Annotated in this window: 23 protein-coding genes; 16 read left to right on the top strand and 7 right to left on the bottom strand. The window is 27.6% G+C overall.

Annotation, left to right across the window (positions count from 1 at the left end):
• Positions 1-20: 20 nt before the first annotated feature.
• The 7 genes from JV175_RS04350 (at position 21) to JV175_RS01450 (ending at position 9,157) form a co-directional block, all read left to right on the top strand.
• Positions 21-2,396 (top strand): phosphoketolase family protein, encoded by a 2,376-nt coding sequence (locus tag JV175_RS04350; RefSeq protein ID WP_205498607.1) that lies wholly within the window; start codon positions 21-23, stop codon positions 2,394-2,396.
• A 596-nt stretch (positions 2,397-2,992) separates the two neighbouring features.
• A complete protein-coding gene (locus JV175_RS04345; RefSeq protein ID WP_205498605.1) occupies positions 2,993-4,093 on the top strand; it encodes a zinc-binding dehydrogenase in 1,101 nt (366 codons plus the stop codon).
• A 166-nt stretch (positions 4,094-4,259) separates the two neighbouring features.
• Entirely contained in the window at positions 4,260-4,781 is a 522-nt protein-coding gene (locus JV175_RS01470; protein ID WP_205498603.1) for a tRNA (cytidine(34)-2'-O)-methyltransferase, read from the top strand.
• A 1-nt stretch (position 4,782) separates the two neighbouring features.
• The gene (locus JV175_RS01465) at positions 4,783-4,944 is read left to right on the top strand and encodes a DivIVA domain-containing protein (protein ID WP_205498601.1); all 162 of its coding nucleotides are present in this window, start codon (positions 4,783-4,785) and stop codon (positions 4,942-4,944) included.
• A 2-nt stretch (positions 4,945-4,946) separates the two neighbouring features.
• Positions 4,947-5,777 carry a ribosome biogenesis GTPase YlqF gene (gene ylqF, locus JV175_RS01460; RefSeq protein ID WP_205498599.1) on the top strand — a complete coding sequence of 277 codons (831 nt, stop codon included), beginning with the start codon at positions 4,947-4,949 and terminating at the stop codon, positions 5,775-5,777.
• Positions 5,778-5,786: 9 nt separating this feature from the next.
• Positions 5,787-7,997 carry an SGNH/GDSL hydrolase family protein gene (locus tag JV175_RS04340; protein WP_205498597.1) on the top strand — a complete coding sequence of 737 codons (2,211 nt, stop codon included), beginning with the start codon at positions 5,787-5,789 and terminating at the stop codon, positions 7,995-7,997.
• Positions 7,997-9,157: a YbhB/YbcL family Raf kinase inhibitor-like protein gene (locus tag JV175_RS01450; RefSeq protein ID WP_205498595.1), complete on the top strand. Its 1,161-nt coding sequence runs from the start codon at positions 7,997-7,999 to the stop codon at positions 9,155-9,157. Before JV175_RS04340 ends, JV175_RS01450 begins: the two co-directional genes overlap by 1 nt.
• A 150-nt stretch (positions 9,158-9,307) precedes the next feature.
• Here the strand turns inward: JV175_RS01450 and rnhB are convergent, their stop codons facing one another.
• Entirely contained in the window at positions 9,308-9,922 is a 615-nt protein-coding gene (gene rnhB / locus JV175_RS01445) for a ribonuclease HII (RefSeq protein WP_205498593.1), read from the bottom strand.
• Positions 9,923-10,082: 160 nt separating this feature from the next.
• Between rnhB and rpsP the strand changes: the two genes are divergently transcribed.
• The 9 genes from rpsP to JV175_RS01400 all read left to right on the top strand — a co-directional run bounded on the left by rpsP (position 10,083) and on the right by JV175_RS01400 (position 17,888).
• Positions 10,083-10,340 (top strand): 30S ribosomal protein S16, encoded by a 258-nt coding sequence (rpsP, locus tag JV175_RS04180; protein WP_205498591.1) that lies wholly within the window; start codon positions 10,083-10,085, stop codon positions 10,338-10,340.
• Positions 10,341-10,342: 2 nt separating this feature from the next.
• A complete protein-coding gene (gene trmD, locus JV175_RS01435) occupies positions 10,343-11,020 on the top strand; it encodes a tRNA (guanosine(37)-N1)-methyltransferase TrmD (protein WP_205498590.1) in 678 nt (225 codons plus the stop codon).
• Complete coding sequence (gene rplS / locus JV175_RS01430) at positions 11,007-11,366, top strand: 50S ribosomal protein L19 (RefSeq protein ID WP_205498588.1); 360 nt, start codon at positions 11,007-11,009, stop codon at positions 11,364-11,366. The genes trmD and rplS overlap by 14 nt, the downstream gene beginning before the upstream one ends.
• 142 nt (positions 11,367-11,508) lie before the next feature.
• On the top strand, positions 11,509-12,795 hold the full coding sequence (locus tag JV175_RS01425; protein WP_205498586.1) for an MnuA family membrane nuclease: 1,287 nt from the start codon (positions 11,509-11,511) through the stop codon (positions 12,793-12,795).
• A 29-nt stretch (positions 12,796-12,824) separates the two neighbouring features.
• Positions 12,825-13,778, top strand: coding sequence for a leucine-rich repeat domain-containing protein (locus tag JV175_RS01420; RefSeq protein ID WP_205498585.1), 954 nt, complete (start codon positions 12,825-12,827; stop codon positions 13,776-13,778).
• Between the two features lie 119 nt (positions 13,779-13,897).
• On the top strand, positions 13,898-14,677 hold the full coding sequence (locus JV175_RS01415; RefSeq protein WP_205498583.1) for a transposase: 780 nt from the start codon (positions 13,898-13,900) through the stop codon (positions 14,675-14,677).
• 90 nt (positions 14,678-14,767) lie between these two features.
• Positions 14,768-16,789 (top strand): coiled-coil domain-containing protein, encoded by a 2,022-nt coding sequence (locus JV175_RS01410; protein ID WP_205498581.1) that lies wholly within the window; start codon positions 14,768-14,770, stop codon positions 16,787-16,789.
• A gap of 9 nt (positions 16,790-16,798) precedes the next feature.
• Complete coding sequence (locus JV175_RS01405) at positions 16,799-17,035, top strand: hypothetical protein (RefSeq protein ID WP_205498579.1); 237 nt, start codon at positions 16,799-16,801, stop codon at positions 17,033-17,035.
• The gene (locus tag JV175_RS01400; protein WP_205498576.1) at positions 17,007-17,888 is read left to right on the top strand and encodes an ArdC family protein; all 882 of its coding nucleotides are present in this window, start codon (positions 17,007-17,009) and stop codon (positions 17,886-17,888) included. The genes JV175_RS01405 and JV175_RS01400 overlap by 29 nt, the downstream gene beginning before the upstream one ends.
• A gap of 30 nt (positions 17,889-17,918) precedes the next feature.
• Here the strand turns inward: JV175_RS01400 and JV175_RS01395 are convergent, their stop codons facing one another.
• The 6 genes from JV175_RS01395 to JV175_RS01370 form a co-directional block, all read right to left on the bottom strand.
• Positions 17,919-18,218: an MMB_0454 family protein gene (locus JV175_RS01395; protein WP_205498574.1), complete on the bottom strand. Its 300-nt coding sequence runs from the start codon at positions 18,216-18,218 to the stop codon at positions 17,919-17,921.
• Positions 18,218-18,781 (bottom strand): elongation factor P, encoded by a 564-nt coding sequence (gene efp / locus JV175_RS01390; protein ID WP_205498571.1) that lies wholly within the window; start codon positions 18,779-18,781, stop codon positions 18,218-18,220. The genes JV175_RS01395 and efp overlap by 1 nt, the downstream gene beginning before the upstream one ends.
• A gap of 57 nt (positions 18,782-18,838) precedes the next feature.
• Positions 18,839-19,486, bottom strand: coding sequence for a signal peptidase II (locus tag JV175_RS01385; protein WP_205498569.1), 648 nt, complete (start codon positions 19,484-19,486; stop codon positions 18,839-18,841).
• Entirely contained in the window at positions 19,470-22,133 is a 2,664-nt protein-coding gene (gene ileS / locus JV175_RS04335; RefSeq protein WP_205498567.1) for an isoleucine--tRNA ligase, read from the bottom strand. The genes JV175_RS01385 and ileS overlap by 17 nt, the downstream gene beginning before the upstream one ends.
• A 1-nt stretch (position 22,134) precedes the next feature.
• Positions 22,135-23,742, bottom strand: a complete 1,608-nt coding sequence (pyrG, locus tag JV175_RS01375) for a CTP synthase (RefSeq protein ID WP_205498565.1) — start codon at positions 23,740-23,742, stop codon at positions 22,135-22,137.
• A gap of 173 nt (positions 23,743-23,915) precedes the next feature.
• Positions 23,916-24,614, bottom strand: a complete 699-nt coding sequence (locus tag JV175_RS01370; protein ID WP_205498563.1) for a potassium channel family protein — start codon at positions 24,612-24,614, stop codon at positions 23,916-23,918.
• Positions 24,615-24,792 lie beyond the last annotated feature (178 nt).

The raw sequence follows: 24,792 nt of genomic DNA, 5'->3' as shown, positions 1-24,792 counted from the left end.
AACACAAATTTAGGAGACATATGTTTAAAAAAGATATTTATTCAACAAACGAATATTTCGACAAAATGGATGCTTGATTTAGAGCAGCTAACTATTTATCTGCAGGTCAAATCTATTTAAGAAATAATCCATTGTTAAAAAAACCTTTATCAAAAGAAGATGTAAAAATTTACCCAATTGGTCACTGAGGTACAATCCCTGGCCAAAACTTCATTTACTTACACCTTAATAGAGTTATTAATAAATATGATTTAGAAATGTTTTACATTGAAGGTCCAGGACATGGTGGACAAGTAATGGTATCTAACTCATATTTAGATGGAAGTTATTCAGATCTTTTTCCAGAAATTAGTCAAGATGAAAAAGGAATGCAAAAACTATTCAAAAACTTCTCATTCCCAGGGGGGATTGCATCACACGCTGCTCCTGAAACTCCAGGTTCAATTCATGAAGGTGGAGAATTAGGATATGCATTAAGTCATGCAATGGGAGCAATTTTAGATAACCCTAATATTATTGCTGCAACCGTTATCGGTGATGGTGAAGCTGAAACTGGACCTTTAGCAGCTGGATGATTTTCAAATTCATTTATTAACCCAGTTACTGATGGGGCTATCCTTCCAATTCTTTACTTAAACGGTGGAAAAATTTCAAACCCAACCATTTTAAGTCGTAAAAGCGACAAAGAACTTGAATTAATGTTTAAGGGACTAGGTTGAGATCCTATCTTTGTTGAAGGCGATGATCCAAAACAAATGCACCCATTAATGGCTAAAAAAATGGATCAAGCAATTGAAAAAATTCAAAAAATTCAAAAAGAAGCACGTCAAAAATCTGCTTCAGAAGCAACACGTCAAGCATGACCAGTTTTAGTTGTTAGAGTTCCAAAGGGATGAACAGGACCTGCAACATGAAATAATGAACAACTAGAAGGAAGCTTCAGATCACACCAAGTTCCAATTCCTGTAAGTGCTGATAAATTAGAACATGTTGATAAATTAGAAGCATGACTACGTTCATACCGTCCAGAACAACTATTTGATGAAAATGGAAAATTCAAAGAAGAATATCGTCAAATTTCACCAAAAGGACTAAAAAGAATGTCAATGCATCCTATTACAAATGGTGGAGTAAATGCAAAAAACATGGTGCTTCCACAATGAGAAAAATATGCATTAAAATTCAGTAATCCAGGTGAGCTTAAAGCTCAAGACATGGTTGAATTAGGGGGATATGTTAAAGAGTTAATCGAATTAAACCCTGACAACTTTAGAGTATTTGGACCAGATGAAACAAAATCAAACCGTTTAACAAAAACTTTTGAAGTAACTAATCGTCAATGATTAGAAAGAATTGATTCAAAACTTGATGAATGAGTTTCACCTTCAGGAAGAATTATTGATGGTCAACTTTCGGAACACCAAGCTGAAGGATTCTTAGAAGGTTATGTATTAACAGGAAGACATGGATTTTTTGCAAGTTATGAAGCATTCTTAAGAGTAGTTGACTCAATGATTACTCAACACATGAAATGAATTCGTAAAGCTGATGAAATTAATTGAAGAAATGATTATCCTTCATTAAATATCATGGCTGTTTCAACAGCTTTCCAACAAGATCACAATGGTTATACACACCAAGATCCAGGGATTTTAGGACACTTAGCGGACAAAAAAGCTAAATACATTCGTGAATACTTACCAGCTGATACAAACTCATTATTAGCTGTTATGGATAAAGCATTTACTGAAAGAAATGTTATTAACTTAATTGTTGCATCAAAACAAGTAAGAGATCAATTCTTTAGCGCAAAAGAAGCTAAAGAATTAGTTAATGAAGGATTAAAAGTTATTCCTTGAGCTTCAAACGTTAAAGACAATGAAGAACCTGATGTTGTTGTTGTATCAAGTGGTACAGAACCAACAATTGAAGCTTTAGCAGCATTAAATTTAGTTAACGATGCAAATAAAAATCTAAAAATTAGATTTGTTAACGTTGTTGATTTATTAAGATTACGTAGTCAATCGATTGATTCAAGAGGATTAACAGACGAAGAATTTAACAAAATCTTTACAACTTCAAAACCTGTTGTATTTGCATTCCACGGATACGAAGGTTTAATTAGAGATATCTTCTTTACAAGAACAAACCACAACCTTCATGTACACGGGTACCGTGAAAATGGAGATATTACAACAACATTTGATATTAGAGTAATGAGTCAAATGGATCGTTTTGATATTGCAAAAACAATTGCATCTGCAACAAATATGGCAAACAAAGAAGAATTTATTGCTAAAATGGATGAAAAACTAGCATACCACAAACAATTTATTCGTGAAAACGGAACTGATATCCCTGAAGTTCAAAATTGAAAATGAAGTCCATTAAAATAATTTATTAAGCAAGACAAAGTTCTTGCTTTTTTCTTTTCCTTTTTTCAAAATCATAATTTTTTAAAAACTAATAAACAAAAATAATTACACTAAAAAAATTTTATTTTTTAAATTGACAATTTTAAAAACAAGAGTAGAATAATTGCTCCTTATTTTTTTTGATTTTTTATCTATTTTTTCTTCTAAAAAAGCTTCTAAAAAACGCATAATCTCAAGATTACAAACTTAATAAAAAAATTTTTTATTTTTTTTGAAAATATTTTTTAAAGATTTTTTAAAAAAGTTACCAGCGTTAAGAAACTTAAATTTTAAAAAAGGTAAATTATTTTTTTAATATCAAAAATTTTTTTCAAAAAACAAAAAAAGAAATTTAAAGCAATTTTTTTAAAAAAAATATTATTTTTCTAAAATTAAGTATTAAACTTTGTGCTATAAAAATTAATCAACTTTATTTATTTTAAAAAAGTAACTTATATAAAGACATAAATAAAAAAATCGCACAAAATTAAAGAAAATATTTTTTTGTTTTTTTAAACTTGTCAACCTTTCAAAAAAGAGTAACATATGGTTACGAAAGAAACCAAGGAGAAAATTTTATGGAATCAATTAAATTACCAAAAACAATGAAAGCACTTGTTTTTAAAGAAAAAGATAAAGTTGAATTAGTAGAAAAACCAGTTCCACAAGTTGGACCTAACGATTTATTAATTAAAGTTACAACAACAACAATTTGTGGGACAGACATTCACATTCGGAAAGGAGAATACCCAGTTGCAAAAGATTTAACAATTGGACATGAATCAGTTGGAGTGGTTGCAGCTTATGGGGATAATGTTAAAGGATTTAAATTAGGAGAAAGAGTATTAGCGGGAGCAATTACACCTTCTGGATATACAGCGGCTTGTCAATATGGACAAAGTTCACAAGATGGAACTGATGAAGCTTATGGGTATAAAGCAACCGCTGGTTGAAAATTTGGGAATATTGAAGATGGTTGCCAAGCTGAATATGTTTTAGTACATAATGCAATGGCAAATGTTGCTAAAATTCCTGAAAACTTAACAGATAAACAAGTTTTAATGTGTCCTGACATCCTTTCAACCGGTATTAAAGGATCGGAAAATGTTGGAATTAAATTAGGGGATACAGTTTTACTTGTTGCTCAAGGACCAATCGGACTATGTGCAACAATCGGAGCCAAATTATTAGGAGCTTCAACAATTATTGCTGCCGATGCTGATGACAAACGTTTAGAAATGTCAAAAAAATTCGGTGCAACACATACAGTTAATGTAACAAAAGAAAACTTACAAGAAGCTATTAAACGTATCACAGATGGAAGAATGTGTGATGGAGCGGTTGAATGTTTAGGATTAAACAAAACCTTCCAAGAATGTGTTAAAGCAGTACGTCCAGGAGGTTCAGTTTCATCAATTGGAGTTTATTCAGAAGATTTAGTAATTCCAATGGAACATTTTGCAGCAGGATTAGGGGACCACACAATTCGTACTTCACTTTGTCCAGGCGGATCAGAAAGAATGCGTCGTTTAATGCAATTAATTGCTGATAATCGTATTGATGTTAGTGATTTAGTAACACACGAATTTGAATTCAAAGATATCGTTAAAGCATATGATTTATTTCAATCGCGTGCTGATGGTGTTCTAAAAATAGCTATTAAAGTAAGTGAACTATAATAATAACTAACTTATTTCATTAAATAATTACAAAAGCACTTTAAGGCGGTGCTTTTGTTTTTATTATAAAAATACTCTTAAACATTAAATTACATGACTTTTTGAAAGTAAATAAAAAAACTTTTAAAGCCTTATTTTAGGTTTAAAAGTTATAATAATTAATATTATGATTAATATAGTTTTATATCAACCCGAAATTAGTCCAAATACTGCTAACATTATAAGAACTTGCTTTAACGGAGGAGCAAAGTTACATATTATTAAACCTGTTGCTTTTGACTTGCATCCACATTGATTGAAACGTGCGGCAGCAGGACATTTTTTAAGTGAAATTCCCCATGAAATTCATGACAACTATGAAGCATTTCATAACAAATATCACGATAAAAATATTTACTATATCACTAGATATGGTTTGAACACATATAGTGAAGTTGATTTTAAAAGCGAATATAAACAAAATGACGAAATTTGAGTAATGTTTGGAACCGAATCAACTGGTATTCCTAAAAAAATTATGCAAACAAATTTAGATAATTGCTTAAGAATTCCGATGGTTCCACAAGCGCGTTCAATTAATTTAGCAAATAGTGTTATCGTTGTTTTTTATGAAATTTTAAGACAATTAGATTTTGAAAATCTTTCACGTTATGAAGTTCAAAAAGGTAAAAATTTTATAAAGGAATAAAATGCCAAAAGTTAGTGTTGACCAAATTTATAAGAAAAAATTTTCAGCTTCTTTAAACGGTTATAATCCAGAAGAAGTTGATGAATTTTTAGATTTGTTACTTAATGATATTAAAGAGTATCAGTACCAAATTGAAATATTAAAATCAAAAATTAAGGAGTAAATATGTTTAATTGATTTCCAGGACATATGAAAAAGGCTTTTGATCAAATCAAACAAAAAGAAAAATTGTTTGATGTTTTTGTTATTGTCTTGGATTCGAGATGTCCAATTTCTTCTTATAATGCAGAATTTGATAAAATTTCACCACATAAAAAAAGAATATTCGTTTTTACAAAAATAGATTTAACAAATAAAACTCGTTTCAAAGAAATAATTCAACAGTTTAATAATCCAAACGATGAAGTGGTTGCATTAAATTTAAAAGACAGTAATAAGTCATATAATGCAATGGTAAAGGTTATTAATAAAATTCATAAACAAAAACAAGCTAAATTACAAAAAGGTTTTAAAGTTCCACCGTTAAAAATCGGAGTTATGGGAGTTCCGAACTCTGGTAAAAGTACTTTAATTAACATTTTAGCAAAATCCAAAGTTGCAAAAGTTGGAAATGAAGCTGGTGTTACTCGTTCAGAGCAATGAGTAAACTGCAACAACCAATTTTTGGTTTTAGATACACCAGGACTTCTATGACCAAAATTAGACGATCAATCTCAAGCTACTAAACTAGCTGTTATTGGTTCAATTAAAAAAGAGTCAATCGATTTAAAAGATTTATGTTACGAATCATATAAACTTGTTTCACAATACAGTCCTGAAGCAATTGAAAAATTAAATTTACAACCCGCTCAAAGCGATGAAGAAGTTTATAATAATTTAATTTTATTAGCAAGAAATAAACATTTTTTAGATAAAAATAAACAAATCATTTTTAATGATGTTTATAACTTTTTGGTAAACTACTTCAAGAATTTAAAAAATGTTATTTATGATTAAGGGGAAAAAATGGACTTTCGTGATTTTATAGAATTAAAAGATAATAATGATAAAATCCCTTTCACTAATTTAATTGAAAACAATTTACGTTATCTTGCAATTGGTGATTCGATTTCTGCTGGATTTAATTCTAAATTCGGTTTCCAAAGTTGTGGCCACTTTGATAAAGAGTCAAAAAAAGTAAATGGTTTAAGTTATCCAGCATATTTAGCAAGAATGGTAAATGATTTAAAACCTAATTTTTTAGAATCATTTAATAACTTTTCATTTTCTAATATTACTGCAAAACAATACCTTGAACTGTTGTTGCAGCCTAACTATTTAAGCGAATCATTAAAAAATGAATTAAATTTAATGAAATCAATTAATTCTAATCAACAGAATCCTTTCCAAAAAGAACTTTCAAGATATTTTAAAAACTTTGACTATGAAAATGGCGATTTCGACATTATTGATCAAAGAATAAAACAAGCGAATTTAATTACTATTAGTTTGGGTGCTAATGATTTTTTAGCATACATACCTCTTCATTTACTTTATAAGTATAAAAAAACCAAAGTGCTCGGTAAAAAAGCAATTGTTTTTAGTGAAATAGCTGAAAATTTAAAGCAAGCCAGCGAAAAAATTGAAACTTATTTAGAGCAAATTGCCAAAATAATTAGAATGAAAAATTCTCAAACTAATATTGTGTTTGTTGGTTATCCAATATCATTAATTCATTTAAAAAATGAAATTGATCATTTGCTTTCAACAAAAGACGTTTGCGATCGTGAAATGTCAATGATTTTACTTGGATATCTTAATTCTTCGATAAAAAATGTTGCAAATAAAACAAATAATATTTATGTTGATTCATTTGACTTGGATTTTTGACAAACACACAAAAACTTTTTATGTGAAAATATTTTAGACATTCACCCAACTGAAAAAGGTTATAAACATATAGCTCAAAACATTTTGTTAAAACTAGCTCTTTCAGACAGCTTTATTTATAAAGCATATTACGATAATGAAGAAAAGATTTTAAGTTTCTTACCAAAATTTAAATATTACAAACAAGATTTCCGCAGTTATAAACAAATTTTAAAATTATCAGAAAACGATTTTTCAGTAATTTTATCTATTCTTGGATTGAGTCGTGGGGATAAATTATTTTTAGATGATGATTTTGAAAAAACTGTTAGCGATATTCTTAAACCAAATTATCGTATTTCTGAAATGATTAGATCAATGGAAATGCAAACTAATTTTAATCTAAGCTCACTACTAACAAATTTTGTGGAAAGAAAATTTGGGAATAAACATTACGAATATAAAACTCATAAAAATCTAATTGAATTTTTAAAAAATCAAAACTGATCACAAGAAATATTTTTATGTTTATTAGAAAATAATTATTTTGATAATTTAATGTATAACATTCAAAATGGTGTCATTATGACTCAAAATATTTCTGTGCATGACCTTTCAAAAGCAAAAAATGAATCGCTTAAAATTCAAGAATTAATTTTTCCAATTATCCGTAATCTTTTTAAAGCTAATTTTATTTTAGAATCAAAAGAGCAACTGCAAACTATCAATTATGAATTTTTAACTGAAATTCTAACAACACCCTTACTTGAACAATTAGTAAACCATAAACTAGACCCTCGTTTTGAAAAAATTCGTCTTTATCTTTCAGAACTTGATTCTTTCAAAGAGTTTGCTGACTTTTTATTCAATAATTTAATTTTAAATTTAAAAAAATACAGTGAAATCAACACTTTTGATGAAGCATGAGTAATGTGATTGAAGCAAAATCATTACAAAATTATTTATCACTTCGATAAAATTATTCGTGAAGTAACTTTAAAAGAAAATTACGAAAAAACTATTGATTTTATTAAACAAACATTTTTATTGTATAAAAAAGTGGATTTCGAACTTTCTGAACAAGAAAGCAAAAAACTGGAAAAATCAATTAATAATTTATTGTGATTTATTAAAGAAAATAAGGTTAAATTAAATAAACTATTAGCAGCATTAATGGAAGATGCTAAAACATTTTCACCTTATGATTATTTATTTGCAAATGAAAGAAAACGTAAAAAAGTTCTAATTAATAATTTCTTTGCTAAAAAACTAAGTTATTACGGAATTCTGAAAAAAATTATTTTTTCAGTGATGTCAATTAATTTAACAATTAAAAAAGCAATAAAAAATCACAAAGGAGATAAATAATGCGTGTTTATTCAAAAACAGTTAATACCTACAACGTCTTAAATAAGGTTAATGGTCTTGGTTCACTACATTCTCCACATGTTGGCTGAGATCCAGTAAAAGATGCAAAATCATATGCAATTTCTTTGATTGATCATGAAGCTAATGGTGTGGTTGGGATGTCATTTATTCACTGAATAGCTTTTAATATCCACAATGACCACATTTGTAGAAACTCAAGTATTTCGAAAAAAAATAAAATTGTTCAATTCGAAAATTCATTATCAAAAAAAGTACGTAAAACCATTCTTGATGACAAATATTTAATGGATAATGCAAATTGTTATTATGGGCCTTGTCCACCTGATCAAGATCATACTTATGAATTAAGAGTTTATGCTCTTGATTTTGAAGATGTTAATGAAATTATCGATACTTCAGTACCAAGATTTTGAAATGATTTCGAAGATGTTATTGCAAACCACGTAATTGATGAAGGTGTCTTAACATTTTCATCAGAACAAGCTCTAGAAACAAACGATGGTAAGTTATATAGCGAAGAAAGTCAAACTCACGGAATGTTTTACTTTTTAAATGATGATGAAGAAGTGGATAAGTTAAAAGTTTCAATTCCAGCACTAGAAATGCACGAGACTGAAAAAATTAAATATTTACCTAAAAAATATTATGTTGATGTCGAAACTTTAAAAACAGATGTTAAAACAAATTCACCTTTAATTAAAATTAAAAACATTAAAAAAGTTAAAGAATATGCAATTTTTGTATTTAATTCTTCAACTGCTCAAGAATGAGGATTAGTGAGTTGTGAATTTGCTTGTTTGGGTATTAAACCTCAACAAGGAGACTGAACAATTATCAAAGAAAATGACTTAAATAATTCTGATGACGATAGAACAGCGCGTCACTTAATTCCAAATTCTTTCAAAAGTAATTCAGTTATGCCTGAAGATATTAAAAAACATTTTGTTAATCGTCAAGATAAATGAAACGTTTTTAAAAACAAAAAATCATCAGTCAAAAATAAGTTTCACTGAATGGTTGTTTATGCATTAGACCAAAATATTACTGAAAGATTTAAAGTTAAAACAGTCGCTGATGCATATCGTATTATTAAAAATAAAGTTATTGCTGAAAAAATTATTAAATTCAAACTTAAATAAAATTGAAAATAACACAAAAAATGTAACAAAATTTGTTACATTTTTTAATTTTCCAAAAAACATTAAAAGTTAAACATCTTGTGTTATTTTTTTATCAGAGAAAACATTTTTATTAAAAAAAATGATGCTTTTAACATTATTTTTTAATGATTATAATGATTTTTTTTGAAATTTTTCTAACGCTAAAATAACTGGTTTATATTTTGATCTATGAATTGTTAAAGCACCAAATTTGTCTAAAGCCTCTAAATGTTTTTTAGTTCCATATCCTTTATTATTTTTAAAATCATAATTTGGATATTTTAAATCATATTCATCCATTAATTCATCGCGAAAAACTTTTGCAATAATACTTGCGGCAGCGACATTTATTGATTTTTGATCACCTTTAATAATATTTATTTGTTGAATATTTGTTTGAATTTTTTCGTAATCTGTAATTACAAGATCAGGAGTATTTTTTAAATTTTTCAAACACATTTGCATACCTATTACAGATTCTTTTTTGGGATTAGAAGCATTAATATCTTCGACATTTCTTACACAAATAAAGTATTCAAGAGCATCTTTTTTAATTTGATCGGAAAGGATTTTGCGTAATCGAGGATTAATTTTCTTTGAATCGTTTATAAGTTCATTTTGATAGTTTGTGGGCAATATCACACAAGCAACAACAAGTGGACCAGCAAGACAACCTCTTCCCACTTCATCAAGTCCGGCAATAATAGGAAAATTATTTCAGTAGTTTTTTTCGAAATCTAGCATTATTACTCCTTATTTATTAAAAAGAATTATAAATATTTTTTGTCAAAATTATTAACTAAAAAAACACTTTCAAGGGTGTCAAGTAAAAATGCTTGACAGCTTAATTATTTTTGGTATACTTATGTAGTATTTAAAAACACATGAAAGGAAATCTTATCGTTTGGTTAAATTAAGACTAAAAAGAAACGGAAAAAAATTCAACGCTATTTATAAAATCGTTGCTGCTGACTCACGTTCACCACGTGACGGAAGATTTATCGAAGAAGTAGGATTCTACAATCCACACTCAAAAGAAGTAGTTCTAAATAAAGAAGCTTTAACAAAATGACTAAATCAAGGTGCACAACCTACAGATACAGTTAGAACTTTATTAAAACATGACAACTTTTACGCTGAATATTCAAAAAATCGTAAATAATTATGAAAATTAATATTTTGACTTTGTTTCCAGAATTTTTCGAAACATTTAAAACACAATCAATAATTGCCAAAGCAATTCAGCTCGGTCATTTAGAGATAAATATTGTTGACTGAAGAAATTTCTCAACACAAAAACATAAAAAAGTTGATGATGAAGTCTACGGTGGTGGTCAGGGTATGCTATTACAAGTAGAACCACTTGACTTAGCATTACAAACAGTAGGTGGAAAAAAACTTCTTTTATCACCACAAGGTAAAGTTTTTAATCAAAAATTAGCAAGAGAATATGCAAAAGAGTTAGAAATAACTTTAGTAGCAGGTCACTACGAAGGTTTTGATGAAAGAATTTTAAATTTTGTTGATGATGAATTAAGTGTAGGTGATTATGTTTTAACTGGCGGTGAAATTCCAGCAATGCTTGTTGCAGATGCAATAGCAAGATTAGTGCCTGGAGTTATTCGTGAATCATCACACCTTGAAGAAAGCTTTGAAGGAGACGGATTATTGGATTTTCCCCAATATACACGTCCAAGAGTTTATAAAGGTTATGAAGTTCCGGAAGTACTACTAAGTGGAGATCATAAAAAAATCGAACAATGAAGAAATAAAGCAAAATATGAAAAAACATTAAAAAATCGACCAGATATAATTGAAAGGATTAATAATGAGCAGAAATAAATTAATCGAATTAGTTGAAAGCACACAATTAAGAAACGACTTACCACAAATCCGTGAAGGACAAAATGTTAGAGTTCACGTTCGTATTAAAGAAGGGGATAAAGAAAGAATTCAAGTATTTGAAGGACTTGTTATCGCTGAAAGTGGAACAGGAACAGCTAAAACATTTACAGTTCGTAAAATCTCATACGGTATTGGGGTAGAACGTGTTTTCAAATTAAACTCACCATTAATCAGTTACATCGAAGTTGTACGTGAAAACAAAGTTAGAAGAGCTAAACTTTACTACATGAGAGAACTTAAAGGTAAAGCAGCAAGATTGAAAGAAATTAAAAGAACTAAATAATTTGAGTGTGTTTTTAAATAACTTTTTATTAAAAAATAAGGTTATAAGCCTTATTTTTTAATTTTAGAACTTTTTTAAAACTCAATTTTAAATAAAAACTTTTTAATTGCTTATAATTATATTTACATTTTGAAGGGGAATAATGGCTAAAAAATCAAAATCAAAAAAAACACCTGCAATGATTTCATCTATTTTAAGCTTAGTGCTAATTGCTGGTGGCTCGGTAGCTGCATGATATTTTTTAAGAAACACCGAAACAAAACAACAACACCCACAACCAAATGAAGATTCATCAAGTATTCAAAATAATGAAAATAATAAAAACCAAGATCCAATACCAAACGAAGGTAACAACAATCAAAATGGTAATCAAGAAGGCGAACCTCATACACATCCAAATGTAAGTTGGGATTATGGAAGCGTTATGCACTGAAATATTCTTAATTATGGAGGACCTTTATCAAATTATGGTTCTTTAAAAGTTAAGGCAATTTCTAAAGTTATTTCAAAAACAACACCTTGAATTGTAGGATTAACAGAAATTAATGATGGCTCAACTGGAAAAGTAAAAAACATTCAAAAAGAACTAAACTCACTGACAAATAAAGAATATCAATTGATTTCTCAACCTCAAAAAGATTCAATTTCCGGAGATAAAAGTTACGCAAAATCAATTGAACAAATTTCCATTTTATATGATCCAACTTATGTTGAATTAGCAAATTTCAAAACCGGAAAATCATTGTGAAGCTATAATTCTAAGATTGATGAAAATCATTGATATGCACGTCCACCATTAGCAGCTTTATTTAAAATAAAAGGTACTGATTTTTATCTTTCAACAATTTTTGCTCACTTAGATTCTCCAGGAGCGAAAGCCGATCGTGAAGACACTTCTTCACATTATGGTGGTCAAGGTGAACAAGAAGTTGTTGAAGCTTTATACTTGCCGAAATTAATGAATAAAGTAAAAGATATTTCACCTAAAAACTCATCGATTATTTTTGGTGGAGATACAAATATTAAAAAAGATGATATATTTAGAAAAATAAATGATGATAAAAATGGTGTAAAAGTTTATAACTACATATCAAAACCTGATGAAATAACCTCACTGGGTACAAAAAAAGGTAGATACTCAAATCCTTATGATCGTTTCTTGTTTATTGAAAACAACATAGATTTTATTGATCAAAAAGAGCTACCAATTTATGCTAAACAAAGTCCTAAATTAGCTAACAAACCTTATCGTTATGACCTTTGAAAGATTTTTGATAATAAAGATTTTTCACGTGATGAAGCCAAAAGATTATTTAAACAATTTGCTTCTTCAGAAAAAATTACAAATGAAAAATTGAAAGATGATTATTTAATTAGACAACAAATTAGTGATCATGCACCAATTGAGATAAATTTCAAATTAAAATAAATTCTTAATATATAAATAAGGAAGAGAAAATGGAAAATATTATAGTTTTAGACGATAGTTTTATTAATGCGAATAAAAATGGTTTTGAAATTACTGTTGAAGATGGAATTTTAAAAAGCTTTAAACAAGTTATTCAAGAAAAAGTTATTATTGATTTAAAAAATGTTAGTGAAGTCGCTGATGGTGTTTTTGCTCAAAACAATTTTGTAACAAAAGTCAATCTTCCTAATGCTAAAAAGATCGGTAATAAAGCTTTCTATCAAGCAATCTTTTTAGAAGAAGTCAAATTAGAAAGTTGTTATGAAATAGGCAAATCAGTTTTCGAAGGAACTGTTTCATTAAAAACAGTAGATGCTCCAAAATTAGAAGTTTTACCTGCTAATAGCTTCGGATTTAGTAATGTTCAAAAACTTAATCTACCTAATTTAAAAAGCGTCGATAATTATTCAGTTGCAAATGCTCGTGAGTTAGAGATTTTTAATGCACCTAATTTAGAAAATATTGGACCCAAAGCTTTTAGCAATTGTGTTAAATTGCAAAAAATTACTTCAAATAACATTAAGAAAATTGAGCAACAAGCTTTCGAAACATGTATGGCTCTTTTTGATTTAAACACTGAAAAAGTTGAATATGCACACCGTGAATCATTTTCATTATCGATGTTAGTAAAAAATGATCAACAAAAAAATAATGAATACGTAAGTTATAAAAATATTTTGCTTTCGTCAAAAGAAAATTCCCAAAATATTAATTTAAAAAATATTACAGTTATTGCTGCTAAAGCATTTTGACAAGATCAAAAAGTTCAAAAAGTTACTTCAAAATCGGTTAAATTTGTAAACGAGCAAGCTTTTTATCAATCATCACTTGTAAAATTAAAATTATGAGGTGTTAAAAAAATCGATAATAAAGCTTTGTGTGAAACAAAGTTAGCGGGTTTAAATTCTTTCTGACTAAAATTGCGCTTCAAAAAATCATTTTAACAATCAAAACCACATTTTTTAGCATTTTAAAATGCATATTATAAAAAAATGTGGTTTTTTTATTGATTATTTTATTTTTTTTGCTTAAATGTTATAAAAACACAAAGAAGGAAAATAAAATGAAAATAATAAAAAAAGATTTTCGTAGTCATTTAAATTCAGTATTAAATCGAAAGCACTTAATAAATGACTGCTTAGAATTTGATGAAGCATTTACAGCTTTATTTAAAAATACTATTGAAAAACTGATTGAAATGGAATTTGATCATTTTATGGAATTTGAAAGATCAGATATTGGTGTAAAAAATTCAAACTTTAAAAATGGTCATTCAACAAAGATTATTAAAACCAAATACGGAAGTTTTCCTATTAATATAAGAAGAGATCGTAAAAACGAATTTGAAACTAAACTTTTTGACAAAAATAGTCATGATTTTAATTACAAAGAAGATTTAATAATTGCACTAAATGCAAGTAATAATGATTATACAAGTATTGAACAAAGCGTTGCAGAAATGTTCGATAATGAAATTCCTGAAGAATTATTAAAAAACATTGCAAAAAGCTTCTATGAAAATCAAAAATTTAACTTATCACATAAATTTTCTTTCCGAATGATAAGTGTAAAAGAGATTAAAATTGAAAAACATAATGAAGCTTATTGAATAGTATTTGGGAGAACAAGAGATGAAAACGTTATTTTGACTATATTAAAAGCAAATCTCGAAAATAATGAAAAGAATATGGAACTTCTTTTTGAAAACCTTAATGAAAATAAAATTAAAAAAATCACTTATTTTGCTGTTGAAGAAGAACAATGTTGTCGCAAATTAATTGAAGAAAAAAGTAAAGAATATAATTTTAAAATAATTGAAATCACTAATTCTCACGAAGAATAAGTTTTAAATAAAAACGCAAAAAACGGAATTTTTGCGTTTTTTTATTTTACACTTGTGCAAAAAAATACTTTAAATAGTAGAAGGAGGTAAATGACTAAAAAAATATTGTCAAAAAACAAAAAGAAAATATTTCTTGCAGCTTTAATTTTATTAATAGGAATAGGAGGGTGCGGAACAAGTTTTGGGCTTTTTGCAAAAAATAGCTATTCTTATAGTTATTCAACTAAACAAAGCAAAGACAAAATTCATGACTTGAATAACGAAATTACGAATCTTTCAGTTCAGCTGAAAAATAAAGCTAATGAAAACAATGAATTAGTTAGAAAAGCTAAAGAAATAGATTTAAAACTTCAAGAATCTTTAGTGAAAAATAACAGTCATGAAGCAAAAGAAACAAAGCTAGTTGAAGAATTAAATAAACAAAAACAACTTAATGCATTTTTAGAAAAAACTAAAAATGATATTAATTTAGCAAATTTAAAAAATGCTCAAAATATTGATGAATTAAAAAGTAAAATCATAAATTTAGAGACTATAAAAAATAGTCTTCGAATAACAATTCAAAAAACATCAAAAGAAAATAATAAATTAATTTTAAAGATTAAAGAATTAGAAAATAGCCTTGCTTATAATATTCAAAATGCAAAAAATACTTTAGCTTCTAAAGATTCTGTTATTAACAAATTACAAAATGAAAATGTGGTAATTTCAAAGAGACTTGAAGCTGAAAAAATAAATAATACCAGTCTAAAATCACTGATTAATACTGATATAAAACTAATTGATGATTATTATTTAAGTGTTAATAATGTTTTTAAGTATTATTTGACTTTAATTGATTATGCTTTAAATCAAATTAATATTTTACACATAGAAGATAGTGATTCTGTATTAGAATTTAAAACTGAATCTCAAAGTTTTAGAAATTTTTTAAATGAATCAATTCAAGAAGCAAAATTTTTATCAAATACTGAAATAAAATTCCATCCAAATATAAAAACAAGAATTCAAAAGCTTCAAGAAATTTATCAAAAATGATTTGTATCATACACTAAAATTTTAGAAAATACAGTTCAAAAAATAGACGTTTTAAACACAGTAATTATTAATCTAAAAACAAAATTAAAAGAGTCAGAGCAAAAAATAAATAAACTTCAAACAGCCATTGATTTAAAAAACCAAGAACTCGCAAAAAATAATGAAAATATTCAAAATTTAAACGAAAAAATAACAAATTTAAGAGGTCGAATTTTTGATAGTGATCAAAAAATTTCTGAGTTAGAAAAAACAATTAATGAAAAAATAATTAAAGCTAAAAACTTGGAAAAAGAAGTACTATCGTTAAAACAAGATGTGAATTTTTATAAAGAAAAAAATTTTGGAATTTCAATGGATCTTGCAAGTCAAAAATATCTAACAAAACAAGTTGAAAATAATTGACGAGATGCTGAAAAAGAAATAGATAAGTTAAAGAGAACATTAAATGCCAACCGAAATGAAAATAAAGATCTGCTTGATGAACTTGATAGAAAGGATAAGTTGATTCTTGACGCAAATAAGAAACAAACTGTATTATTTAGAGAAAATGAAGAATTAAAACACCAATTAGTTGATCTTAGAAAAGAATTAGATGTAACCAATAATTTAATAATCACCGCTGGCAAACAAAATACTATTCAAATTATTGATGCAAAAATTGAACAAACTAAATTATTTTTAAACGATATTATTAATTTTGCAAAGGCTTGAAATACTTCGTCAACATATGTAGGTCAACAGCTTGCATTGAATACTTTAATTAATCGAAAAATTAATAATTATGTCGATTTATTCTTAGTTGATTACCAAGAAAATATGAATCAAGAATTGTATGAAAAACTCAAATTAGATTGAACTGAAGCAAAAACTTTAGATAGTGATATAAATTACATTTATCAATATATAACTCATGAATTAACTGAACATGAAGGTCCTAATGTTGGAAATTTATTAAATCCAAAAATTATGGAAATTAATAGTTTAATTTCTAGAACAGACAAATTTAAAGACTTTGAGTTAATTGCGTTTGACAACATTAAATCAAATAATAGACCAGCACCAAAATTACACTAAGGAGGCAATATGGAAAACTTTAAAGAAATAGATGATAAGATAGCAAGCAAGATAGAAGGAGGTAGTTTAGTTGCGATTTTAACAACTTTAATACCGCTTGGAATTAGCTTAATTACAAATTTATTAGCAACCATTAAAGCAACTTCTTCTTCAGAAGGTGAGCTAAAAACAAAGGACGGAAATTCATTTAAATGAACTAACGAAGCAAAAGAAAGTTATGTTTTACCAATCAATTACAACCTATAATCTTGCAAAGCAAAATGTATCAAAAGAAATATTAGATAATGTTAATTTTGCCATACAAAAAAATGAACAATTTTTTGAAAGTAAAGGACAACTAATTTCTGACTTAAAGAAGCTTTCTGGAATATTAAATTACACAATTTTAAATTGTTGGATTTTATTGAAACAAAAAAGTGATAGTAATGTTTTTAAAACTTTTGATCAATGAAAAAATAAAGGTTTTAAAATTAAAAAAGGTTCTAAAGCGTTTTATATTTTAGGATACAAAGATGCTTCTTTTATAATGATAGATGATGAAAAAACTCATAAAATAGTCGAGTGAAAAAATGCTACAGATCAACAAAAAAGAATGGTAATGGAAGGAGATTACGAAGTAATTAAAAAGAAGATTGTTGCCCCGATTCCTGTATTTGGAGATAAACAGATAGAATTTAAAAAAGAATTAGAGAATTCAAAAAAATCAGTAAATTTACGAAGCTTTTTATTAAAAACTTTAAAAGATATGAGTATTTCTGTGTTGATTATTGAAAATTCAAAGGATGAGGTTATTTTTGATGAAAGTAAAAACACATTAGTAGTAAAATATCAAAATCCTAATAATATTGATTTCATGATTTTGAAAATGTTATCAAAATTAATTTTAAAACAGGATGATGGAAATTTATTGGAACAGCTTCTTAATTTTGAAAGCGAAATAATAACATTTTTAATATTTGAAAATTTAAATCGCAATGATTATGTCTATTCTTTTGATGATTATCAAATTTTAGCTAAAAACTTATCAAATGAACAAAAGGAAGATTTGCTAAATAAAACAATGTATATTGCAAAAAATATTTTAGAAAATATTCAATAAAAAAATACAGTTGGTTTTTCCAACTGTATTTTAGTACTTACCTAAATACTCAATAGAGATATTAATAGGTTTTGTATTGATTAATGCAAAGGTTTTTTGTTCGATAAGAAATAGTAAATTACGGGTTTCAAAAACGAAATCAGCTGTTTTTTTTACTTTGTATTTTAAGTTATAAAATACATTGTTTTTTTCGATACTAATTTCTAAATTGTCAACAAGTTTTACATTGGCTTTTCGATCAAAAATGTTTAAGATTGATTTTTTTAAAACATCAATGTGAACGTTATATGTTACATTAACACCTGCATTAACTTTAATAAAATCGTTCATTATTTATTTGAACGTCCTACGTATTTTCCAGTTTCAGTTGAAACTAAAATAGTTTCACCTTCTTTGATGAACATTGGTGTTTCAACTTCAAATTCTGTTTCAACAATAACTTTCTTTTGTGGGTTATTTGCAGTATTTCCTTTAACTGCTTCAGGTGCTGAAATAACTTGAAGTTCAATGTTAGCTGGTAATTCAATGTCTAGAATTTCTGTTTCATATTTTCTAACTAAAACTTTTAAAGATGGTTTTAGGAAGTTTTTTTCTCATTCTAGTTTTGTTAAAGGAATTTCAACTTGTTCAAATGTTTCTTGGTCCATTAAGATTACATTTTCTCCATCACTGTATAAGTAATCCATTGATACTTTTTCAATTCTTGCTGGTTTAACTTTGTCTCCACCAGTAAATGATTTGATTGTAGTTGAACCTGAACGTAAATCTTTAACTTTAGCTTTAACTGTAGCTTGTCCACGTCCTTGTTTTGAGTGTTGAGATTCTAAAACGATGTAAATATTACCATCTAATTCAAAGGTAATTCCTGGCTTAAATTCATTAACATTAAGCATTTTTGTCTCCTTAGTTTTTTTAAGTCAATAATATAATTTTAAACTATTTTTTTATTTTTATTCACCATGTTCATGATCATCATCATCGTGATCATCGTGGTGTGAGTGTTCAAATACTAATTCTTGAGTATCACGATTAGCATTTTTTTGTTTTTGTTTTTCTTTGCATCAAACTATTACATTGATTACAACAACATAAAGTGCGGTAAATATCGAACCTGAAGCTAAACAAAAGTCTGCAAAGTTTCAAACACCTTTATCATATCAAGGTAAGAAGAAAATATCTCTTACTCCCTTAAAAGCCATTCTATCAATCATATTTCCAAAAGCTCCGGCACTGACAAAGGCAAGCCCAACAATTATTGGAATATTAAATCTTTGTTTAATTGATAAAACAACTGCTAAACAGATAAAGAATACAATAAATGTAAAACTATGAAGTAGTCCATAACTTAATTTTTCTCCAAAAAAGGTTGTTCCTTCGTGAAGAATGTTTCTAATTCCTATAACTCCACCATAGTTTTGATTAATGCTTGGGTCGCCTTTATAAAAAACGTGTTTTGTAACTAAATCTATTGTTAACATAACAGCGAAAACAATAAAGAAGATTACATAATTTGTTAAAACGATTTTAGGATTTAAGTTTTTAAAAAAATTGATAATTTTGTGTTTTATTTTTAAAACTTTTTTATTGATTTCTTGCATTTAAAACCTCTTGGCATCTTAAACAAATTTCATTTTGATTTTCATTGATTTCAAAGTGATTTCAACATCTTTGACATTTAAATGAATTTTCTAATTTAGATACTTTGGTTTCATCTCCAAATTCAACTTTTGCAACCATTAATAGGTTTACAAGATCAAGTGATTTAATAAATTCACTATCTGTTTTTAAAACAACAAGTGCTTCATTTTGACGTTTGATTTCTTGATTTTTGATTGCGTTTTCAATTTGTCTATAAACTTCATCTTTTAATTCAAAGAATTCTTTTCATTGGTTTTCATTTTCATCACTAAAATTAGGATTTTTAAAGAAGTCAACTAAATGAACTGAAGATTTTTTGTTTTTGGCATTGAAATATTTATAGATTTCTTCAGATGTAAGTGGCATGATTGGGGCTAAGGCAATCATTAAAGTTTCAGTAATTTTGTATAAGTTGTACTGAATTTGTAAACGATTTTGTGAATCTTTAGCATCAGCATAAAGACTATCTTTTGAAATAGAAATATAGTAAGAACTTAAATCGATTACAAAGTTATTAATATCTTTAATTACATTGATAAAACGATAAGAGTCGTAATTTTCGATAATTTTTGCTTCAAGATTTTTTCTTCTTTCATCAATTAATTTGTGAATTCCAAATAATTGTGTATCTTGGTATTCATAATCAGAAATAGCTCCAAGCATGAATTTAAAAGTATTTCTCAATTTACGGTAAATTTCGACATTTTGTCCCAGAATTTTATCATCAATTGAAACATCAGAAGTATATTCACTGTTAGCTACTCAAAGTCTTAAAATATCAGCACCATATTTATTAACGATATCTAAAGGTTTTACAACATTACCTTTAGATTTTGACATTTTATTACCTTTACCATCAAGAACAAAACCATGTGAAACAAGTTGTTTGTAAGGACTTTCTTTTCTTCATGCAACAGAATTAATCATACTTGAATTAAATCAACCACGATATTGATCGCTTCCTTCAAGATATAAATCAAAAGGAGCTTTTACACCATTAACATCAAGACCGATAGAAGTAGAACCTGAATCGAATCAAACGTCCATAATATCATTTTCTTTTGTGTATCCTAAATTACGATATTTTTCTGGTAGTAATTCATCAACTGTTGAATCATATCAAATGTCTGTCCCGTGTTTTTCAACAAGATCGATTACATAATCCATAATCTCATCATTAAAGACAGGTTCTTTGTTTTTATCATAAAAAATTGTTATTGGAACTCCTCAAGATCTTTGTCTTGAAATTGTTCAACTTTCTCTTGCTTCAAGCATTAATGAAAGACGTTTTTTGCTTCAAACATTAAATGTTTGAACGTTTTGAATTGAATCAAGAATATTTTCTTTAATTGGTTTTAATGAAACAAATCACTGCGGTGTTGCACGATACATAATAGGAAGGTGTGTTCTTCAGTCGTGTGGATACGAGTGTTTGATTTTTTTGAAGGCAAGAACTAAATTACGTTCAGTTAAATCCATTCCTACAGCTTTATTTGAATCTTCATAAAACATTCCTGCATATTTTCCAGCTTTATCATTTAATGAACCATCATCTTCAACGTGCATAATCATTGATAGATTGTTTTTCTTACCAATTAAGAAGTCATCTTCCCCAAAAAGTGGAGCCATATGTACTAGTCCTGTCCCACTTTCCAATGTTACGTGATGTCCTTCAACAATTGGACATTCCATTTGATTGATTGGTGAAGTATAAGTTAAACCAACTAATTGATCTCCTTTAAAACTTGAAAGTATTTCATAATTTTCTCAGTTGAATGTTTGTACTAATTGTTCTAGAAGATCTTTTGCAACAACATAGTTTTGATTATTTGCTTTTACTTTTAGGTATTCAAATTCTAAGCTTACTGCTACACCGCTATTTGCAATTAGTGTTCAAGGTGTAGTTGTTCAAATTACAACATAATCACCTTTTTGTAAAAATTCATTACCTTTGGCAATTTCAAAAGCAACATATAAAGAAGGTGAAATGTGATCTGCGTATTCAACTTCAGCTTCAGCTAAAGCACTTTGTGAAGAAGGTGATCAGTAAATTGGTTTTAAATCTTTATAGATTAAACCATCTTGAATCATTTTCTTTAGTAATCTTAATTGGTTCGCTTCCATTTTCTTATCTAGTGTTACATAAATATCACTAAAGTCTGTAAGTAATGAAAGTTGTTTGAATTCTTCTTTTTGTAATTCTACTTGACTCAAAGCATACTCAGCACAAGCTTTTCTTAAAGCACTAACAGTAAAATCATTTTTATTTTTTTTAGCTAAAGTTAACATTTTGTGTTCGATTGGAAGACCGTGTGTATCTCATCCACAAACAAGAGGTGAATAAAAACCTTGCATATTTTTGTAACGAACAACAATATCTTTTAAAATTTTGTTTAAAGCATGTCCAACGTGAATACTTCCGTTTGCATAAGGTGGACCATCATGAAGAACAAAACTTGGGTTACCTTTATTTTTTGCTAAAACATTTTGGTAAAGTTTGTTTTCTTCTCAATTTTGGCGATATTCTTTTTCTTTATTGACTAAGTCAGCTTTCATTGGAAATTCTGTCTCAGGCATTAATAATGTTTCTTTGTAATCTTTTTGCATTTTAATAATCCTTTTTACATTCTTTAATAAATGTGCTAAATAGTGTGTGTTCTTTTAAAGGTCTTGCATTGAATTCTGGGTGATATTGTGTCCCTAAGTAGAAACGGTGGTTTCTAAGTTCACAAATTTCTGCTAATTTAGAATTTGGTTCTTGACCTGAAAAAATAAATTCTTCATCTTCTAACATTGAACGGTATTTAGGCGAAATTTCATAACGGTGTCTGTGACGTTCATAAACTAATTCAGAATTGTAGATTTGGTAAGCTAGTGAATCTTTTTTGATTTCAGTTGGTGAAGCACCAAGTCTTAAAGTTCCACCGATTGCGTCATCTTCATTTTTTCCACGAATAAAATCAAGAATATAAACTTCATCTTTGTCATTGGTTTTGAATTCAAAGCTTGTTGCTTTTTTAATTCCTTTTAATCTAGCTTGGTTAATTGACATAACTTGCATTCCTAAACAAATTCCTAGTGTAGGAACGTTATCGATTCTTGTTTGGTTTGCGATTAAAATTTTTCCTTCAATTCCCCGTGCTCCGAAACCTGGTAAAATTACAACTCCATTAACATCTTTTATAGCTTCTTTTGCATCTTCTACATTTTTGATATTTTCAGAGTTAATTCATTTTAGCGAAATTTCAGCACTTTGATAAGCACCTGAAATTTTTAGAGCTTCGATTATTGATTTATAAGCATCTTCAAATTTTGTGTATTTACCTACCATTCCGATTGTTAATTTTTGTTTATTTTTAGCTTCGAGAAGCTTTACAAATTCTTTTCATTTTGTAAGGTCTGGTTTTTTATCTTTGATACCAAAGTAACTTAAGATAGTTTTTGCAACTTTTTTAGTTTCAAGATAAATTGGCATTTTATAAACTTGTTTAAAATCTGGTACTGAAACAACACAATTTTCATCAAGAAAACTGTATTCAGCGATTTTTTTGTTTATTTCTGGAGTTGGACTTTTTTGTGATCTTAAAAACACCATATTAGGATTTATACCCAGTTCTCTTAAAACAGCAATTGAGTGTTGAGTTGGTTTTGATTTAAATTCCCCACTTGCATTTAGATATGGAACAAATGATGTATGAATAAAGTAAACATTATTTGGAATCATGTGTTTTAATTGTGCTAGTGCGTAGAAAAATGAATTTGATTCAAGATCTCCGACAGTACCACCAATTTCAACAATAGCAAAGTCAGGATTATGTTTTTTCTCAATGTCAAGAATTGCATTTTGAACGCTATTTGTAAAGTGTGGAACAATTTGGACGGTTTTTCCGTTGTATTTTCCATCACGTTCATTGCTTAACAATTGAGAAAATAATTTTCCGCTTGTTACTGAAGAATATTTTGAAAGATTTTCATCAATAAATCTTTCGTAGTGACCTAAATCAAGGTCAGTTTCTCCACCATCATCAGTTACATACACTTCTCCGTGTTCAAATGGAGAAAGTACCCCTGGATCAACATTTAGATATGGATCTAATTTCATTGCAAACACTTTAAATCCACGCGATTTTAAAAGTCGACCAATTGATGCAGCACTTACTCCCTTACCTAATCCGGAAATTACCCCTCCGGTTACAAAAATAAATTTAGTTTTCATAAAGCCCCTTAAAAAATAAAATAAATATTTAATAATTATATATAAAAATGTCCTTTATTTAAGATAGAAATTAAATAAAAAACAATTTTTTTGTTAAGAATTTTATTAATTATTTTTTGATAAAAAAATCAAAATTTAAAAAGAAAAGCTCGCCGTAGCGAGACAACAAAAAATTACTCTTCATCATTTTCTGAAAATCAATCAAAAATACTGGTTATATCATCAATTTGACCAATTACGGTTAATAAATCGCCTTCTTCAATCACGAAATCCCCTTCAGGTAGGAAGCTTGTTCCACCACGTTTAATAAGAACGATTGAAGCATTTCTTTTTCTTATATCTAATTCACGAATTGTTTTATGAAAAATGCTTTTATTTTTAATAAATGCTGAACCAAAAACAAATCCATCACCAGCATCTTCAAGATCTTGACTATAAGAAATTAAAGATTGATTTGCAACGATTAAAGCTGTTTTAATTCCGGCTTCTTCTTGTGGTGAGATGATGACGTTAACTCCGATTTGTTTTAAAACCCGAGCATGTCTAATTGAATTCGAACGAGCAATAATATTTTTTACACCAATTTCTTGTAAAGCGGCAACAATTTCGATGTTTTCTCCTGTTGCTACAACAACTGTATCATTTTCACTTAAACCAATTGACTGTAATGTTTTAGGATCTCCGGCATCAGCAACGAAGATTTGATTAACATCATCACGGAAAGGGATTAAGTTTCTTTCTTCTTCATCGATTAAGGTTAAGAAAAGCTTATTTGATGATTTATTTTTTAATAAATTTTGAACCACACTTTGACCATAACGCCCTAGTCCGATGATACAAATTTCAGCGATATTTTTTGAGTTTTTCTTCATGCTAGTAATTCCTTTTTTAAATAATTAACTTGTAACATTTTACTATTTTTAATATTGAATAACTATAAAAATATTAAAATTATCTACTTTATATATGCAATTAATGTTAAAACAAGTTATTTTTCAGTATTATTAGTGATTTTTATTATAAAAGCTAAATTTAAATTTAATTTTTAGT

The organism is [Mycoplasma] gypis (genome assembly GCF_016924775.1).
Lineage (GTDB): Bacteria > Bacillota_I > Bacilli_A > Mycoplasmatales > Metamycoplasmataceae > Metamycoplasma > Metamycoplasma gypis.
This window is presented reverse-complemented; position numbering and strand designations above follow the sequence as displayed.